At 43.9% G+C, this 16,136-nt stretch carries 12 protein-coding genes and 3 tRNA genes; 3 read left to right on the top strand and 12 right to left on the bottom strand.

Annotation, left to right across the window (positions count from 1 at the left end; translation table 11 throughout):
• Positions 1–409 (top strand): hypothetical protein (locus tag Q7J41_RS06520; RefSeq protein WP_304886383.1); only part of this gene is annotated, 409 nt, incomplete at its 5' end.
• A gap of 6 nt (positions 410–415) precedes the next feature.
• On the opposite strand, the gene Q7J41_RS06515 is transcribed toward Q7J41_RS06520, so the two are convergent.
• From Q7J41_RS06515 to Q7J41_RS06485, 7 genes are all read right to left on the bottom strand, one after another.
• Positions 416–1,471 (bottom strand): MBL fold metallo-hydrolase, encoded by a 1,056-nt coding sequence (locus Q7J41_RS06515; RefSeq protein ID WP_304886381.1) that lies wholly within the window; start codon positions 1,469–1,471, stop codon positions 416–418.
• Between the two features lie 114 nt (positions 1,472–1,585).
• Positions 1,586–1,661 (bottom strand) — tRNA-Phe (locus Q7J41_RS06510).
• A gap of 376 nt (positions 1,662–2,037) precedes the next feature.
• A tRNA-Asp gene (locus tag Q7J41_RS06505) sits at positions 2,038–2,114 on the bottom strand.
• A 14-nt stretch (positions 2,115–2,128) separates the two neighbouring features.
• Positions 2,129–2,204, bottom strand: a tRNA-Val gene (locus tag Q7J41_RS06500).
• A gap of 75 nt (positions 2,205–2,279) precedes the next feature.
• The gene (locus Q7J41_RS06495) at positions 2,280–3,023 is read right to left on the bottom strand and encodes a class I SAM-dependent methyltransferase (protein ID WP_304886380.1); all 744 of its coding nucleotides are present in this window, start codon (positions 3,021–3,023) and stop codon (positions 2,280–2,282) included.
• A 16-nt stretch (positions 3,024–3,039) separates the two neighbouring features.
• A complete protein-coding gene (locus Q7J41_RS06490) occupies positions 3,040–4,197 on the bottom strand; it encodes a M20 family metallopeptidase (RefSeq protein WP_304886378.1) in 1,158 nt (385 codons plus the stop codon).
• A 62-nt stretch (positions 4,198–4,259) separates the two neighbouring features.
• Positions 4,260–5,330, bottom strand: coding sequence for an FAD:protein FMN transferase (locus Q7J41_RS06485; protein ID WP_304886376.1), 1,071 nt, complete (start codon positions 5,328–5,330; stop codon positions 4,260–4,262).
• A 142-nt stretch (positions 5,331–5,472) separates the two neighbouring features.
• On the opposite strand from Q7J41_RS06485, the gene Q7J41_RS06480 reads away from it, so the two are divergent.
• A complete protein-coding gene (locus Q7J41_RS06480) occupies positions 5,473–5,817 on the top strand; it encodes a NusG domain II-containing protein (RefSeq protein ID WP_304886374.1) in 345 nt (114 codons plus the stop codon).
• Positions 5,817–6,353, top strand: a complete 537-nt coding sequence (locus tag Q7J41_RS06475; protein ID WP_304886372.1) for a Gx transporter family protein — start codon at positions 5,817–5,819, stop codon at positions 6,351–6,353. Before Q7J41_RS06480 ends, Q7J41_RS06475 begins: the two co-directional genes overlap by 1 nt.
• Positions 6,354–6,511: 158 nt before the next feature.
• Here the strand turns inward: Q7J41_RS06475 and Q7J41_RS06470 are convergent, their stop codons facing one another.
• The 5 genes from Q7J41_RS06470 to Q7J41_RS06450 form a co-directional block, all read right to left on the bottom strand.
• Complete coding sequence (locus tag Q7J41_RS06470; protein WP_304886370.1) at positions 6,512–8,266, bottom strand: ATP-binding protein; 1,755 nt, start codon at positions 8,264–8,266, stop codon at positions 6,512–6,514.
• A 9-nt stretch (positions 8,267–8,275) separates the two neighbouring features.
• On the bottom strand, positions 8,276–8,971 hold the full coding sequence (locus Q7J41_RS06465; protein WP_304886369.1) for a winged helix-turn-helix domain-containing protein: 696 nt from the start codon (positions 8,969–8,971) through the stop codon (positions 8,276–8,278).
• 343 nt (positions 8,972–9,314) lie between these two features.
• On the bottom strand, positions 9,315–13,550 hold the full coding sequence (locus Q7J41_RS06460; protein ID WP_304886367.1) for a 2-hydroxyacyl-CoA dehydratase: 4,236 nt from the start codon (positions 13,548–13,550) through the stop codon (positions 9,315–9,317).
• 60 nt (positions 13,551–13,610) lie between these two features.
• Complete coding sequence (locus Q7J41_RS06455) at positions 13,611–15,143, bottom strand: FGGY-family carbohydrate kinase (protein ID WP_304886366.1); 1,533 nt, start codon at positions 15,141–15,143, stop codon at positions 13,611–13,613.
• 144 nt (positions 15,144–15,287) lie between these two features.
• Positions 15,288–16,115, bottom strand: coding sequence for a phosphoenolpyruvate hydrolase family protein (locus Q7J41_RS06450; protein WP_304886365.1), 828 nt, complete (start codon positions 16,113–16,115; stop codon positions 15,288–15,290).
• Positions 16,116–16,136 lie beyond the last annotated feature (21 nt).

Here is a 16,136-nt window from a genome sequence, read left to right as displayed (position 1 = left end):
ATTAAGCCTTCCACTTATATTCAATTATGTCAATAATCATGTTCCCAAAAGCTCGATTATTATGGACAAGCCATCCTATAATACACTGCATCTTATCAAAAAAACCCTTCAAATAAAAAGGAACAGCATCAGATTCAGCCTCGCATGCTTACCGGTAGATGATTACGATCTGATTGTAAATGCACTTTTATACAAATTCTTATGGAGCAAAAAATCAGCAAAAATCGAACTTGAATTATTGGTTAGAGAGGGCTTTAACAACGATGAGGAGTATATCAAGTATATAAGTCTCAAGGAATATGGACTGTCCAGATATGAAAAGTACCTCATACTGGAAAACAATCATTCGGTCAATGAGAAAAGCCTCTTAATGCTATCTAAACTTCTTCTTGAGATGCATTCAAAATAGACAAAATCAGTCTTGTGCAATGTGGTTGTTTCTCACTGCCCAATCAGCAATTCCATATACGGAGTTTAGAATATATCTAAACTGCGCTCTTTTGACATCTTCCTTGTAATTTGGAAAATCCCCCAAGTACGGATCTGATTCTATCAAATGCTGTGTGAGTCCTTTCAAGAACTCTTTACCTAGCGGATCCATCCCCTCCTCGATACGCGCGCTGACTTCTCTTGCTATCATATCCTTCCAAAATGTTAATTGGACTAGATGTGATTCAAGCATTTTTTTGCCATTTTCCGCTATGCCATAATGGCTATAAAACAAATAGCAGTTTTCTTCTTGAGCTAATGATATGAGTTTTTTCAACGAATTTTCACTTACATCATATTCAAATCTATAAATGGTAGCCGGATATAAATATATATAATCAGGTTCATGATCAATCCCTTCATCTAGTACCAACTTTCTTTCAGCTATTCCATAAATCATTCCTGCGGCCTCTCCGCAAAAAACCAATTGAACGCCTTCCCTTTCGAAAACAAAAGTTTCATGATGCGGTGCGTGACCAGGTGTTTCAATGATTGACAGCCCTTCAATAATTGGCTTTTCTTTAAGTACATTCTTTTCAGGAATACCGATTGTCCTCTGATAGGCATCAGTTAATTTCTTACCAAGAACTTTCACACTACTTTCCCATAATTTGTCAGGATCCACAATATGCTTTCTTCCTTTTTCAGACGCATAAACCATTGCATCAGGATAGTACTTCAGAATATGGCCTAATCCACCTGCATGATCTAGATGTATATGTGTCAATAGGATATAATCGATTTTTTCGATGCCAAGAATATCTATCGTATCCTTTACAACATCAATAGCTGCAGCCGGTCCTATTTCTACTAGAATATTCAGGTCATTTTTTTTATCAATCAATAGCCAGGCAATGAATCCATAATCCATACCATAAAAATCTACCGGATTGTTTATCAAATATATCTCCATCGAGTCTACAATGTCGTATTTTATGTAATGCTGATGCTTCAGATTTAACGCCTTCGAAAATATCTTCATGAATAGCCCCCTTGAATAATTGCATTTTACATATTCTATCAATTATAAAAAGACTTATCAACACAAAAAAACAATCCTTTCATAACGAAAGGATTGTTTCTTCACCATTCAGGTTGGTGCCCAGAGGCGGAATCGAACCACCGACACGAGGATTTTCAGTCCTCTGCTCTACCGACTGAGCTATTTGGGCATATAAATAAAATAGTTTTGTTTGTCTTCAATCGTTTCGGCGATACATTTGTCTGCCTAACTAAGTGATTCACACCAAATCAAAGATTTGGGTTCTCTACTTATACCGACTGAGCTATTTGGGCATATAAATAAATCATTCATGTTAAACGTTTAAAGTTCGTCGCATGACTTTACTACGCCGTGGTTAATTACCCAATATTTGGATGACCATTAACCTTGGGGTAGCAAGAGATTGCTATTTATTTATTGTTTACAATTATCTCCAATTTTGCTTTGTTATAATTTAAAGGAAACAAACTGTCGATAATTGCATAAGCGATTCACACAAAAATGTTCACTCACTACGTTCGTGCATTTTTGGTTCTCTGCTTAGATGGCGACCTGGAAGAGACTCGAACTCTCGACCTCCAGCGTGACAGGCTGGCATTCTAACCAACTGAACTACCAGGCCGCATGTATGAAAAATGGTGGTCGCAACAGGGCTCGAACCTGTGACCCCCTGCTTGTAAGGCAGGTGCTCTCCCAGCTGAGCTATGCGACCATCAGTTGAGATACAAGTGTTATTATACGGCTGCAAAAACTAATTGTCAACTATTTTATTGAATTTTTATTGATTTTATCTTTTTTCGGCAATGACCTGAATACGTTCGCCTTCATTGCTACCTTGCAGGAAGGTTCCAAAATCATAATACTTCATATTTTTAAAACCAATATTGGTCAGACATCGATGGATGTCTTCGATGGTATAGAAATACTGAACCTGAGTCTCCTCATGGCGATTATAGGTTCCATTCTTGTTTTTCTCGAAAAACGTCAGATTGAAATGCATGGCGTTTTCGGTAAAATCAGGTTCGTTTTCCCAAACACAGAATATATCATCCAAATCGTAGATATAGGTATTATCCATAATCGTTTTTTTATATTTGGTCACCGTGTTAACGTCAAAAAGTAGAATCCCCTCGCTTTCCAGACATTCAAAGCTGCTCAGGAAAAAGCTTTGTAAGGCTTCCAGATCAGGCAAATAATTCACACTGTCACAGCAGGAAATAACGGCGTCAAAGGTTTGATTGATTTGGAAATTACTCATATCACCCAAATAAAACTGAATATTTTTGAGTCCCAGCCGATCCGCTTTTTCATCTGCCACCGTCAGCATTGCTTCGGATAGATCCACCGCCGTCATATTCAGCCCCTTTTGGGCCAGATTACAGGTGATGTTTCCTGTTCCACAGCCAAATTCTAAAACGGTTTTGATTTCTCGCTTGCTATTAAAAAATAAACGCTGAACATAATCGGACCATTTAGAATAATCTATTTCTTTCATTAGTTCATCATACACCTGTGCAAACTCTTCGTACATAATTAGCTCTCCTGTTTTAATAATTTTTTGAGTAGTTTATAAATTTAAGTGACGCTTCCAGCCCTTTTAACAAGACCATCTCGTCAAAATTGAAACCTGTAGTATGTAGATTTTTATTGAATCCTTTTTCCTCATTGCCGGTTCCCACTCCAATATATAAGCCCGGCACTTCTTGCTGAAAAAAGGAAAAGTCCTCAGATAACATAACTTTTCGAAAGCGAACCCTACTTTCCAACGGGATCAATTCTTTGAAAATATCATAAAGTCTTTCATCGTTAATAACGGCCGGATACATCTCAACAAATCTCAATTCGATGTTACAACCATGGGTTAGTTCAACACCTTTGACGACTTCCTCAATCCGCCGATGAAGCTTAGCATGACACTTATCGCTAAACGATCGGATGGTTCCTCCAAGTTTAACCTCATCAGCCACGACATTCACTCGCGTTCCGCCGTTGAGCAGGCCAATCGAGATAACCACACTCTCCATCGGATTGGTGTTCCGACTGACAATACTCTGGAGGCAGGTGATCAGGGAAGCGCTGGCAACGATGGCGTCCGTTGATCGCTGTGGTTCAGCCGCATGACCGCTGACGCCATGAACGGTGATAAAGAACTCACTGTTCTGACCCATCATCGGGCCGGCCTTTGTCCCCAGCTTGCCTTCTTCGATAAAGGGAAATAGATGATAACCAAAGATCGCTTTAACCGGATATCTTTTGAAGATTCCGGCAGCAATCATCGGTTTTGCACCGCCGGGTCCTTCTTCGCCCGGTTGAAAGATCAACAGCACACTGCGCTTTCGTTGATTGGGAAAATCGGCCAGATATTTTGCCAACAGCAGATTCATCGTCATATGTCCGTCATGTCCGCAGGCATGCATCCAGCCAGGATGCCGGGAAACATAATCATGATCGGTTTCTTCCCGAATGCAAAGGGCATCCATATCGGCGCGAAAGGCAATCGCATCATCGTCGCATTGCCCTTTTATATATAGAATCAGACCGGTCTCGCAGATTTTTTCCGGCTGATATCCCAAGTTTACCAGGTAATTGATGAGATAAGCCTGGGTTTTTGTTAAATCAAATCCCTCTTCCGGTATTTGATGGAGTTCCCGCCGCAGTCGTATTGCTTCATCTTGATAATTTTTCACTAGCTCATTATATTGCATTTTGTTCCTTCTTTTTCAAAACTTCAACTTATCATACCTGATAAGTCAGAATCGCACAATGGTTAATGCACTGTCATGGTGTAGGTACTGCCATAATTTTCTTCATCAAATACGAATGCATCTTTTAAGCCACTCGTGACAACGATCTGGTTTTCATTGGTGATAAAAATAGCTTCCACATCCGGCAGCGCTTCAACCTTTTTTAACCCTTCATCAAGCCCCAATAAAAACAGCGTCGTCGATAAACTGTCGGCGTCTATTGAAGCTTCAGTAACGACGGTTACCTGTATCAGTCCTGAATCCGCCGGATAACCAGTAAACGGATCTAAAATATGATGATATTTTTTTCCGGCTGCGTCCACAAAATAGCGTTGATAATCCCCTGAAGTCACTACCGAGCCGTCTTTGAGGGATAAGACCCCCAGATATCCATTGCCCGGATTTCGGGGATCTTCAACGCCCACCCCAAAATCGCTGTTATCGGCTTTTCCGCCCATCACCAGCACATTTCCGCCAAGGTTGACGATGGCGTGCTCTACCCCTTCTTCTTTGAGAACGACCATCACCTCATCAGCGATATACCCTTTGGCGATGGCGCCCAAGTTCACCGCCATCCCTGCATCGGTTAAATAAACCGACTGATCGGCGGGATTCAAAATAATTTTAGTATAATCAGTTTTTGCTTTCGCCGCATTGATTGCTTCCGGCGCTGGGGCTTCCTTTGTTTCCGGGGAATGAATGCCCCAGAGATCGACTAACGGACCGATAGTCACATCGAAATATCCGCCTGAATCTTTGGAATATACCAGGCTTTTTTCTATAATTTTGTACGTATCATCTGAAACAGCAACTGGTTTAACACCGGCATTTTCTTTAATCATCCCCAGATCACTACCGGTTTCAAAGGCGGTGAGACTGCTGTTCAATGCGGCAATCCGTTCAAACGGTTTATCCAACAAACTCTCGTCGGACTCGCCATAAAGAGTTATACTAACAAAGGTGTCCAGTAAAAAGTCACTGCGGGACACCGTTTTCCCCTGATCACAGCCCGATAAGAACACCGTCAGCAGTAATATGACAAATCCCATTCCAGTGATTGTCCAGCTCTGCTTTTTCACACTTATTCGTTTCATATATTACACCCGTTCCTTTAACAAATAAATGTATTATATCAAAGTCTCTGAAAAAAAGCATAAAATAATGGTAAAGTCTTTACCATCTGGTATTTTTCAGATAAAATAAGAGCGTTCTTAATTACTATTTAAAGAGGTCTCCATGAAAAAAAACGAAATCATCATCATCATCGGCTTACTGGCAGTCTGTTTAGTCGGCATTGCCGCTTTTTATTTAATCAATGCAACCAATGAGCCGCTTTCGGTTCGGGTCACCCGCCAGGGCGACGTTGTTGCCATTTTTCCACTTAGTGAAGATCACACCGAAACCTTTACTGATGCCTCCGGTTCAAATACCCTTGAAATTTCAGGTGACACTGCCAAAATTGTAGAAGCCGACTGTCCCGACCATATCTGTGTCAAGACCTATCCCATTTCCAGCCCCGGGGAAACGATTGTCTGTCTGCCTCACAAACTAGTGGTGGAAGTCATCACCGGTGAATCCTGATGAATTCCAAAGCCTATCGGCTGGTTATTCTCAGCCTATATGTGGCCATGGCTCTGATTCTCAGTTATATTGAAAGCTTGATACCCTTGCCACTGCCGATTCCCGGGGCAAAAATTGGTCTACCCAACATCATTACCCTGGTGTCACTGCTGACCCTGGGTTGGCCGCTGACCATGTTGGTGGTGATTGCCCGAATATTTTTATCGGGCTTCATGTTTGGCGGCGGCTTTTCGATTGTCTACAGTCTTGGCGGCGGCCTGCTCAGTCTGCTGGTGATGAGCCTGCTGCTTCACTTTTTCAAAGATAAAATATCGATCATCCTAATCAGTGTTTTTGGTGCCATCTCCCACAATCTGGGTCAGGTCATTGTTGCTGCCATTGTCGTACAAACCACCAGCCTACTGCTCTATTTCCTGTTCTTAATGCTACTGGCTATCCCCACCGGGCTATTTATCGGCATAACCGCCCGAGAGCTGATGCGTCTGCTTGGCAAAACCACCATTTTCGCAAAACTGAATCTGCCTCAAAAAAAATAGCCGGTCATCACTGACCGGCTATTTTTTTAAGCGATAAAGCAGTACCGACAATTGTTACATCATGTTGTACGCATCGGAGCGGACACGGCAGAGCCTGTCCGATTCCGCAGCGAACAACAGATTAACAATTGGTCGGTACGGGAGTTAAACGGCAACCTTTATTGATCTTTAAATTTAGGTAATGTGATCTTAAATTCGGTTCCTTCGCCTACCTGGCTTGATACGACGATCGTTCCACGGTTGTTCTGAACAATGTGCTTAACAATTGCCAAGCCCAGACCGGTGCCGCCTTTTTCCTTAGAGCGGCTCTTATCGACCCGATAAAACCGCTCAAAGATCCGGTCGACATCCTTTTCTGGAATCCCAAAACCATGATCCCGGACTTGGATGATAATCTCTTCTGCTTGCGCAGATAAGGTAACTTCCACCCGCTGTCCCGGTTCCGAATACTTAATAGCATTGTCAATGAGATTAATCATCATTTGGCAGAATTCATCAGCCACGAACTCCAATTCAATGGACTCTTCACTATTTAATACCAACGCCATGGCTTTATCTTCGGCACTCAGCTTCAGAATATCAAAAATCTGCATAATTTCCGTATCGGTACGCAGCAATTCAAACTTTCGGTCAAAGCCCCCCTTATTTTCCAGCTGGGACAAGACCAGTATATCGCTGACCAGTCGGCTAAGACGATCGCTTTCTTCGTAGATAATGGAATAAAAACGTTCCAGGGTTTTGGGATCAGTGATTTGATTCACTTGAATGGTTTCAATAAAACCTTTGATGGTGGTAATTGGTGTTTTTAACTCATGGGAAACATTGGCGACAAAGTCCCGGCGCATTTTTTCCAGATTTTTTAACAGGGTAATATCCTCAAAAATAATAATATGACCGTTGATACTGTTATTTTCTTCGATCTGATTAATATAAACCCGTAATATCTGATTAGAATGAATCCGTGATTCGAAGCTTGTTTTTTCACACTCACCATTTTCCAGATAGGTCATCAGTTCTAGGATAAACGACTCCCGATAAACTTCCAGGATATTTTGTCCAATCACTGCATCATTCATGGGAATCCGCAATACCTTGCGAGCGGCTTCATTTAAATGGACGATGTGCCTATTCTTATCGATGGCAATGACGCCGTGATTCATATTCGATAAGATGGCGGTAAGTTCAGCATTCTTTTGGTTCATTTCGGTAAATGAGTCATTCAATTGGATCGACATCTGATTGAGTGACTCCACCAGCTCCCCGATTTGATCTTCACGGATCATCGTCAGTTGCTGTCCATATTTTCCCGAGGCAATTTCTCTAGCAAAGACGGAGGCATCCTCTAATGGTTTCAGTTCCCGGTTAATAAAGTAATTAATCAGCAGCGTTGTCGCCAGAATGGTTGTTAATATCACAAAAATAATATTGTTGATCATTTCAAACATAGCATCATCCATTGCATTCACTGGCATGGAAATTCGCAATACCGCCTCAATCGCTTTGTTTTGATCAAAATAAGGGGTGGCGACATAAATCATATCGTCCTTAATCGTGTTGGAAAAACGCACCGCTGTTGTTTCATTGCCGGCCAGCGCACCGAGAATTTCAGGACGATTTTTATGATTTTCTAAACCACCCAACCCCTGAACCGATTCATAGGTTACATCCCCCTGGCTGTTAATAATCGTCATCCGCACATTCGTACTTTTGGCAAAATTATCCATATTTTCTTTGTTTCCGGTTTGCAGAAATTCTGGTAGCAGGTAGTTCATAATATAGTTGCTACTCTTTTTTATATTATTCTCAGTGTCAGCATAATAACTCTGACGATAACTGATGGTGGTAAATAAACCACAGATCACAATGCTGGCAATGATAATGATTGTCAGTGAAATAGACAGGCGTTTCTTCATATCACTCTCCTATTTCTCAATAAAACGATACCCAACCCCGCGGACGGTTTCGATATATTTTTTGCCATCTTCTGATTGTTCCTCTATTTTTTTCCTTAAATAGCGGATATGGACATCGACGGTGCGGGTCTCACCATAATAGTCAAATCCCCAGATCTGATCCAATAATTGATCCCTTGTTAAAACCTGACCGCGGTGTTTGGCTAAAAATACCAGCAATTCATATTCTTTAAGGGTAAGAGCCAATTTTTCGCCCTTTTGATAGACTTCAAAGGCCTTTGGTTCAATATGCAAATCGCCCACAACAATGGTTTCATCCTCTTTTGATAAAAGAATTTCGGTCCGTCTTAAAACGGCCTTGACCCGGGCACAGAGTTCTTTGACGCCAAAGGGCTTGGTAATATAGTCATCTGCTCCGATTTCCAGTCCCAGCACCTTGTCAAATTCTTCGCTCTTGGCGGTGAGCATAATAATTGGTATATATGAAATAATCGCATTTGCCCTAATTTCCCGGCAAATACTGATGCCGTCTTTTCCTGGCAACATCAGATCTAGAATAATCAAATCCGGCAAAACATCTAATATTTTTTCAATGGCCAATGCGCCGTCCTGCACACCTTCTACTTCAAATCCATGAGTTTCCAGGTTAAATTTAATCAGTTCATAGATATTTAATTCATCTTCTATTATCAATATTTTTTTCATTTTGACTCCTTGTTTTTTTGTGTAATGAAATTATATCACATCCTGAAATTCTATTATGTAAATTTTTGATTAAATTGTAAACTATTACATAATTCTGAAAACGTTATAGGAAAAATAATGATTGTAATCTTGGTTTTATCTCCATATAATAAATTTATCACATATAATCCTTTATCTCTAAATGAATTACTCCCCTTTTTCATTTAGGAAAACGAGCTGTTTCTTCTGAAGCGGTTCTTTTTTTTTGCAAAAAATTAAGACCGGCTGTCAAGCCAGTCTTAGGATGTCGGTACTACGTTAGTTCTATTTCTACAATTTTTGTCAAACCAAACTAGCCAGTTTCTTAGTTTTTCCGATCGAGATTCCGTTTGGCAGTTTCCATCATCAGTTTGATGCGATTCAGCTGATTGACCTCACTGGCGCCCGGATCGTAGTCGATCGGGGCAATGTTGGATAGTGGATATTTTTGCCGGATCGGTTTAATCATCCCTTTTCCCATCACGTGGTTAGGCAGACAGGCAAAGGGTTGGACACAGACAATGTTCTCCACGCCATCATCGATTAATTCCATCATTTCGGCCGTCAAGAACCAGCCTTCGCCGCCCTGATTTCCCAGTGAAATCAGTTCCTGAGCTTTTTGAGCCTTTTTCTCAATGGTCGAGGGGGCATGAAAGTGAGTACTGGCATTCAGGGCAAGCTTCATATTTTTTCGCGAGAACTCCAGTAATTTTATAATCAGTTTGGCACTCTTCATCGATTTTCGTTTGCCTGACAATTCCTCATATTTAAAGATCTGGTTGTAACAACAGTACAAGAAGAAATCCATCAGATCCGGCATGACCACTTCAGCACCTTCGGCTTCTAATACGGCTTGAAGGTTGTTATTGGCAGTGGGATGGTATTTTACCAGAATTTCGCCGACGATGGCAACCTTCGGCAGTTTTTTATCAATTCGCGGCAAGGCATCAAATTCATTGACAATCGCCCGGACATTTTCTTTGAAATCCCGGAGATTGCCATTTTTCATGCCCGCTTTTATTTTTTTGCGCCAGGATTGGTACAATTCTTCAGTGGAACCGGGATGGAGCTCATAAGGCCGGGTGCCGCTGACGACGCGTTGCAGCAGATCGCCATAGACAATTCCTACCAACAACCGGGTTAACAGCGGCAGACTGAGCTTAAAGCCGGGATTCTTTTCGAGACCGATAGCACTGAGCGAAATAACCGGTATTTGCGACATCCCGGCTGATTCCAGGGCTTTTCTGATAAACGCCACATAGTTAGAGGCGCGGCAGGGCCCCCCGGTCTGAGTCATTAATACCGACACATTATCGAGATCGTATTTTCCCGATTTCAGGGCTGCCATAATCTGGCCGGTGGTAATAATGGTCGGATAGCAGGCATCGTTATTGACATAGGTTAACCCTTCATCAATGGCGGCATTATCAACGCTGGGCATAACGACAACATTATAACCCTGGCTCGACATCGCCTCTTCGATAAAATCAAAATGGATCGGTGACATCTGGGGCGCCAGCAGCGTATGCTTCTTTTTCATCGCTTTGGTAAAGACCACCCGCTGTTTCATTTGGGTTGGTGCGACCAAAATATTGTTTTTCTCCCGTTCGATCATCGCCGCTTTTAGTGATCGCATCCGGATTCGGATGGCACCGAGATTGTTGACCTCGTCAATTTTAATCATCGTATAAATATTGCCATGGCTTTCCAGGATCTCCTGGGTTTGCTCTGAGGTCACCGCATCCAGTCCACAGCCAAACGAAGTCAGCTGCACCAGTTCCAGAAAATCATGCTGGTTAACCACCTCCGCTGCCTTATATAAGCGGCTGTGATATTTCCACTGATCCAGAACCCGGAAGCGCTCATCCTCTTTGGGATGATAAAGATGGGCAATGGCATCTTCGGTGAGCACGGCCATGTCCAGACCAGTAATGATATGATCCAGACCATGATTGACCTCGGGATCAATATGGTAAGGCCGGCCGGCCAGAACAATGCCCTTTTGCCCGGTTTCTTTTAAATAGGCAATGGTTTCTTCCCCTTTTCTCTCCATGTCCCGGCGGAAGGCTTCTTTTTCGGCAATGGCAGCATCCATGGCTTCAGTAATTTCCAGGCGATTGATACCATAAACCCCGAAAATTTCCGCCAGCCGTTCTTCCAGCCGCTGATCATTGTCAAAGGGCAGAAACGGATTTAAAAAGCTAATCCCTTCTTTTTGGACATCATCCTGATTATGCTTGATGGTTTCCGGATAAGACATCACAATCGGGCAATTGTACCAGTTATCAACATCGTCAAACTCTTGTTCCTCATAGGGAATACAGGGATAGAAAATTAGACTGATCCCCTGATCCAGCAGTGCCTGAATATGGCCATGAGCCAGTTTGGCCGGATAGCAGACTGACTCCGAGGGGATGCTCTCCATCCCTTTTTCATAAATCTTGCGATTGGATTCTGGCGATAGCACCACCCGATAGCCCAAATGGGTAAAAAAGGTATGCCAGAAAGGGTAGTTTTCATAGAGATTTAAAACCCGGGGGATGCCGATACTGCCCCGGGGTGCTTCTGCTTCAACCAGCGAGGGATAATTAAAAATTCGCTGATATTTGTATTGATAGAGATTAGGCAGATCGGCATTTTTCTTGACGTTCCCTTCGCCAATCTCACAACGGTTTCCGGTAATATGGCGGCTGCCGTCGTTAAAGCGATTTATCGTCAGCAGACAGTTGTTGCTGCAACCGCCACAGCGTTTGTGGCCAACTTCCACCTGAAAATCGTCCAGCGCTTCTAAATCCAAAAGATTGCTGCGTTCCCCGGAGAGATAATTTTCCCGGGCAATCAGAGCCGCACCAAAGGCTCCCATCAGTCCGGCAATATCGGGACGGACGACATCTTTTTCGGTGATCTTTTCAAAGGTTCGCAGCACCGCCTGATTGTTAAAGGTGCCCCCCTGGACGATGATATGCTCGCCCAGCTCTTTGGGATTATGGATTTTAATAACCTTCTGCAGGGCGTTCTTGATGACTGAATAAGACAGACCGGCCGAGATATCTCCGACTTCGGCGCCTTCTTTCTGTGACTGTTTGACCTTGGAATTCATAAAAACGGTGCAGCGGGTCCCCAGATCAACCGGGTTTTTGGCCATCAAAGCGGCTTCCACAAAGGCCTGCATGTCAAGATCCAATGATTTAGCAAAGGTCTCCAAAAACGAACCGCAACCGGAGGAGCAGGCTTCATTGAGGATGATGCTGTCGATGGTGCCGTTTTTTATTTTCATGCACTTCATATCCTGACCACCGATGTCGAGAATAAAATCAACTTCGGGACAGAAATATTTTGCACCCTTATAGTGGGCGATGGTTTCAATTTCGCCGATATCAATTTTCAGCGCTTTTTTGATCAAACTTTCGCCATAGCCGGTAACGGTCGACTTAGCGATATAAACATCGGCCGGCAGTAATCCGTAAATTTCTTTGATAATTTTGATCGATTGCGCCAGGGGACTGCCCTCATTGCCGCCATAATAACTGTACAGCAAAGCGCCATCGTTATCGATAACAACGGCTTTGGTGGTGGTGGAACCGACATCGATCCCTAAAAAGCAGCAGCCACTATGGTCTGCTAAGGCTTTTTTGACGACCTGATTTTTATCATGTCGTGCCCGGAACTGCTTAAGCTCTGCCTGGTTTTTAAACAACGGCGCCAATCGACCAACTTCATTCTCGGAAACCGAATCGAGATTTTCGACGGCCGTAACCAGATCTTTCAAATGTATTTTATCTTCTTTTTCAGCCGAATAGGCCGCCCCCATGGCGACAAAGAGGTTGGACTTCGCGGGAAAAATAATTTGTTCGTCAGTCAGTTTCAGAGTTTCAATAAACCGCTGTCGCAGTTCCGACAAAAAATAGAGTGGTCCCCCTAAAAAGGCCACATTCCCTCGAATCGGATGGCCACAGGCCAGTCCGCTGATGGTCTGGTTGACCACTGCCTGAAAAATGGAGGCAGCGATATCCGCTTTCTCCGCCCCTTCATTAATCAGTGGCTGAATATCGGTTTTTGAAAAAACACCGCATCGTGAGGCGATTGGATAAATCATCGTGTGGGTTTTGGACAATTCGTTCAGTCCCTCGGCATCGGTTTTTAACAGCGTCGCCATCTGATCGACAAAAGCACCAGTTCCCCCGGCACAGGTGCCGTTCATCCGCTGTTCGATGGTCCCGGTGAAAAAGGTGATCTTGGCATCTTCGCCGCCCAGCTCAATGGCGACCTCGGTTTTTGGTATGACCCGATCCACCGCCAGGGTGCTGGCCACCACTTCCTGAACGAAGGGGATGCCCAACCATTGGGAGATCATCAGTCCACCGGAGCCAGTGACACAGACCCGCGCCTCCAGATCCCCCAGCTGTTGATAGGTTTCTTTTAAAAGATTGACGATGGTGACTTTGATGTTTGATAAATGACGCCGGTATTCTTCATAGATGATTTCGTTCTGATTGTCTATAACCACTACCTTAATGGTCGTGGAACCGATGTCGATGCCCATTTTATAATTGCTTTTCATTGTTTTTTATGACCTCTTCTCTAACATGTCGGTTGCGTTCTTATTTGGTCTTATCTGAATTTATTCATACGATTGATATAAGGGTTTTACCCGACGATATAATTGCTTGTATAGTTTATTATAGATTTCTGAATATTTTATTGTATTTTCCGGGTTGGGTTCAAAGATCCGGGATTTTCGGATCATCGCTGCGCCGGCGGCTTGAATATCGGGATAATGGTTTAAGCCGACAAAGGTGGCAATGGCCGCACCCAAACCAGTGGTTTCATAGGTTTGCACCCGGTAAACCGGCCGGTTTAAGATATCGGCCATGATTTGAGCCACCCCGTCACTGCGGGATCCGCCGCCGGACAGACCAACGGCCTGAATCGGTACCTTTGTTTTTCGTTCAATCAGTTCCAGCCCTTCCAATAAGGCATAGCCCAGGCCTTCGATGATGGCCCGGTAAATATGTCGTTTATCGTGACCCTCACTAAAGCCCATGAAGGTTCCCCGGGCTTCGGGGCGAAAGGCTTCCCGCCCCCAGTAGGGCTGATGAATCAGACCATCCGCTCCTGGCAGAGTGGTTTCCAGATAGCCCTCGAGGATCTCATGGATCGCTTGGGGATCAGACTGATCGAGAAATTCTCTGGCATACCAGTCCACCATCCAAAAGCCGTGATAAATAGTGACCTCGGGATTATAGGCGTCATTCTCCACCGCCGCAAAGGAGGGATAAAAGGGATACAGCTCGACGTATTTTTTTGTGGTAATCTCCACCGTGGCCTGGGTTCCCAGGGAAATGCTGGCAATATCTGGGGTCAATGCGCCGACACCCAGAGTTTCACAGCCTTTATCCGTCCCCGATGCCACAATCGGCAAACCCACCGGCAGACCGGTGATTTCAGCGACTTCGGCGGTCAACTGACCAATGATTTCGCAGGAATCAGTCAGCTGATAGCATTTTTCCGGCTCGACCTGAAGAATCTGACTTTTAACATTATATTTACCACACCACTGCTTCTTTTTGGTATCAAAGGGCAGATGGCCGGCGGTGTTGGAACGGCTGTCGGCTATTTTTCCGGTTAAGTGGGTTAAGAAATAGGTCGAAAGAAAAACGACCTTGTGGGTTTTGGCCCAGATTTCCGGTTCCTGAACCTTGATCCAATTGACATGGGCGGTCTTACTGAATGATTTTGCATAAGCGCTGAATCCAATACACTTAAAAAGTAGCGTATAGGGCCAGGGATAGGGCAGCGGTTCTGCCAATTCCCGGCGGTCCAACCAACTGATAAAATTGCGCAGGGGTTCTCCTTTTTCATCCACAACCGTGATAACGTCCCGCTGACAAGACACCGTCATCCCCTGGATAGTCAGGAACAGTTCCGGGTCTTTAGTCTTGAGCTCCTGAACCACCTTAACCAGTGCCTGCCAGAACATTTCCGGCGAAGCTTCCTTCCACTGAAAGTGCTGTGAATAATAACCCTTGAATAATGCTTCGCTTTTGGCCAGTTCATTGCCCAGCTCGTCAAAAATAATTCCCCGGAGTCCTCGGGTGCCGCAATCGATGGTCAAAACCGTGTTCTTTTTTGGGACGCTCTTTTCATTGTTCAAAATCCATTCTCCCGCCATCAACTCATTTGCTGTCATTATACCAAATAGTTGCGCTCTGTAAAACAAAAAGCGTTGAATAAAAAGAATTATCTTTTTATTCAACGCATGATTTTACATTAATTTATCGGATTCGTCCAGTCTTTTTTATAGTTTGATATCTTTGAAATCCTTAACCTGTTTAGTAATGGCTATTTCGGTAGGCAGCCGTTCGATGCTGGATGCTCCGAAGAAGCCACAAACGCCTTTAGTTCGATCCAGGACATACTTGGCATCATCTGGTTCGGCCACTGGACCGCCGTGGACAATAACCATAATATCGGGATTAATTGCTTTACCAGCATCACAGATATCCTGGGTTAACTTGACACAATCATCAAGGGTTTTGGCCGATGATGCCCCAATACTGCCTTTGGTTGTCAACCCCATATGGGCAACCAGGACATCAGCTCCGGCTTTGGCCATTTTTTCGGCCTCTTCGACGTTAAATACATAGGGTGTGGTTACCAGATCCAGTTCATGCGCTTTCTTTATCATGTCCACTTCCAGATCATAGCCCATATTGGTTTCTTCCAAGTTTTGACGGAACACCCCATCGATTAAGCCAACCGTTGGGAAATTCTGAACCCCAGAGAACCCGGCTTCTTTGACCTGTTTCAAGAACATTTCCATATCTCTAAACGGATCGGTTCCGCAGACGCCAGCCAGTACTGGGGTATCTTTGACAATCGTTACCACTTCTCTGGCCATGTCCATGACGATCGCATTGGCATCGCCGTAAGACAATAGCCCTGCCAGCGATCCCCGACCAGCCATCCGGTAACGGCCGGAGTTATAAATAATAATCAGATCTACTCCGCCGGCTTCGGCACATTTGGCTGAAATCCCGGTACCGGCTCCGGCACCAACTACCGAAATTCCCTTAGTTTCCTGTTCTCTTAACCGTCTTAACACTTCTTCTCGTTTTATTGCCATGTTTTTTTCTCCTTTTCGCTA

This window comes from Acetobacterium sp., assembly GCF_030652775.1.
Taxonomy (GTDB): Bacteria; Bacillota; Clostridia; order Eubacteriales; family Eubacteriaceae; genus Acetobacterium.
This window is presented reverse-complemented; position numbering and strand designations above follow the sequence as displayed.

Excerpts from the sequence above, each read along its gene's own strand:
- Q7J41_RS06490 (WP_304886378.1), bottom strand. The coding sequence starts at position 4,197 with ATGCAATATAATGAGCTAGTGAAAAATTATCAAGATGAAGCAATACGA.
- Q7J41_RS06465 (WP_304886369.1), bottom strand. The coding sequence starts at position 8,971 with ATGAAAAAAATATTGATAATAGAAGATGAATTAAATATCTATGAACTG.
- Q7J41_RS06480 (WP_304886374.1), top strand. The coding sequence starts at position 5,473 with ATGAAAAAAAACGAAATCATCATCATCATCGGCTTACTGGCAGTCTGT.
- Q7J41_RS06495 (WP_304886380.1), bottom strand. The coding sequence starts at position 3,023 with ATGTACGAAGAGTTTGCACAGGTGTATGATGAACTAATGAAAGAAATA.
- Q7J41_RS06450 (WP_304886365.1), bottom strand. The coding sequence starts at position 16,115 with ATGGCAATAAAACGAGAAGAAGTGTTAAGACGGTTAAGAGAACAGGAA.
- Q7J41_RS06485 (WP_304886376.1), bottom strand. The coding sequence starts at position 5,330 with ATGAAACGAATAAGTGTGAAAAAGCAGAGCTGGACAATCACTGGAATG.
- Q7J41_RS06470 (WP_304886370.1), bottom strand. The coding sequence starts at position 8,266 with ATGAAGAAACGCCTGTCTATTTCACTGACAATCATTATCATTGCCAGC.
- Q7J41_RS06460 (WP_304886367.1), bottom strand. The coding sequence starts at position 13,550 with ATGAAAAGCAATTATAAAATGGGCATCGACATCGGTTCCACGACCATT.
- Q7J41_RS06515 (WP_304886381.1), bottom strand. The coding sequence starts at position 1,471 with ATGAAGATATTTTCGAAGGCGTTAAATCTGAAGCATCAGCATTACATA.
- Q7J41_RS06475 (WP_304886372.1), top strand. The coding sequence starts at position 5,817 with ATGAATTCCAAAGCCTATCGGCTGGTTATTCTCAGCCTATATGTGGCC.